We start from the raw sequence: 1,829 nt of genomic DNA on the forward strand, positions 1-1,829 counted from the left end.
GTGCTGGTGCCGGTGGCCGCCACGGTGATCGTCTTCTTCTGGCATCCGCACGTGGCCCGCGTGATGCCGGTCATCCTCGTGCTCGACGCGGCCGGCCTCGGCCTGTTCGCGGCCGTCGGCACCGAGAAGGCCCTGGAGTACGGCCTCAGCCCGCTGCACGCCACCATCCTCGGCGTCACGACGGCCGTCGGCGGCGGCGTGATCCGCGACGTGCTGGCCGGCGAGATCCCCACCCTGCTGTACGACCGCCAGCTCTACGCGGTGCCCGCCTTGCTGGGCTCGGCCGTCATGGCGGGCCTGTCCACGGCCGGGCTGCACGGCTGGCCGGCCACGCTGGCCGCCGCGCTGCTGGCCTTCGGCCTGCGCATCACCGCGATGCGCCGCAACTGGCGAGCGCCCCTGGCCAAGGGCGCCGAGGAGCACTCCTAACCCCCGCACCACGCGCGAGTAGCCCCCGCACCACGCACGGGCGAGCCGCTCACACCATCGGCACGAGCGAGTCGGGGTGGCGGCGGGCGCCGGTGGGGCCCTGGACGCGGGCGCGGGCGATGCGGGCGACGGCGTCGGCCACCGTCTCGGGCGGCAGGGTGAACGGCAGCCGCAGGTAACCCTCCAGGGTGCCTTCCAGGCCGAACCAGGGGCCGGGGGCCAGGCGCACGCCGTGGGAGACGGCGGCGTCGGCGAGCGTGGTGGAGGTGTCGCCGTTGAGCCGCACCCACAGCGTGCCGCCGCCGCGCGGCAGCGTGTACGTCCACTCCGGCAGGTGCCGGGCCAGCGCGGCGGTCAGCGCGTCCCGCGAGGCGCGCAGGCCGCGCAGGCGTTCGGCGCGGGTCTGCGCCATCCGCTCGAACAGGCGGGCGGTGACCAGCTGCTCCATGACCGGGCTGGAGATGTCGACGACCGCGCGGTGCCGGGCCAGCCGGCGGGCCAGGGCGGCCGTGGTGCGGATCCAGCCGATGCGCAGGCCGCCCCACCACAGCTTGGACGCCGACCCGATGCTGATCACCCGGCTGTCGGTGTCGAAGGCGGCCATCGGCGCGGTGCGCGGCACGTCGTCCAGGGCCAGCTCGCTCCAGGTCTCGTCGACCAGCAGGATGACGTCGTTGCGGCGGGCCGCGCCGGCGACGGCGGCGCGGGTGGCGTCGTCCATGAGGGCGCCGGTGGGGTTGTGGAAGTCGGGCATCAGGTAGGCCAGGCGGGCGGCCGACTGCCGCATCGTGGCGGCCATCAGGTCGGGCTGCCAGCCCTCGTGCGAGATGCCGAAGGGCACGATCCGGGCGCCGTGCTGGCGGGCCACGTCGATGGCGTGCGGGTAGGTCGGCGACTCGACCATGACGGGGTCGCCGGGGCCGATCAGCAGCCCGGCCACGAGCTGGATGGCGTGCTGGGAGCCGGTGGTGACGACGATCTGGTCCGGCCGGGTGGCCAGGCCGCGCTCGGTGTAGCGGGCGGCGACGCGCTCGCGCAGGACCGGCAGGCCCATGGGGTCGTAGCCGTTGCCCATGCCGTACCTGGGCAGGTCGTCCAGGGCCTCGGCCATGGCCTCGCGCAGCGCGGACGGCGCGGGCGGAGCGGCGCAGTGGAGCTGGATCAGGCCGTCGTCGCCGGTGGACAGCCAGGGGTTCTCGCGGGTGGTGGCCGGGTCCGGCAGGGTCGTCCAGCTTCCCGAGCCCTGCCTGCTGTCCAGGTAGCCGCGCTCGCGCAGCAGGTCGTAGGCGGAGGTGACGGTGGTGCGGCTGACGCCCAGGGTCTCGGCCAGGTGGCGCTCCGCGGGCATGCGCACGCGTACGGGGATCTGGCCGTCCATGATGAGCGCGCGCACGCCGTCG

General features: G+C 75.3%; 2 protein-coding genes. One reads left to right on the top strand and one right to left on the bottom strand.

Annotated features, from left to right (window positions below; translation table 11 throughout):
- Window positions 1-429 (top strand): trimeric intracellular cation channel family protein (locus tag ACWCSD_RS52235; protein WP_449927304.1); only part of this gene is annotated, 429 nt, incomplete at its 5' end.
- A 49-nt stretch (window positions 430-478) separates the two neighbouring features.
- Here the strand turns inward: ACWCSD_RS52235 and yczR are convergent.
- On the bottom strand, window positions 479-1,829 hold a 1,351-nt coding region (yczR, locus tag ACWCSD_RS52240; protein WP_449927307.1), incomplete at its 5' end, for a MocR-like transcription factor YczR.

Source organism: Nonomuraea sp. NPDC001684 (genome assembly GCF_053596515.1).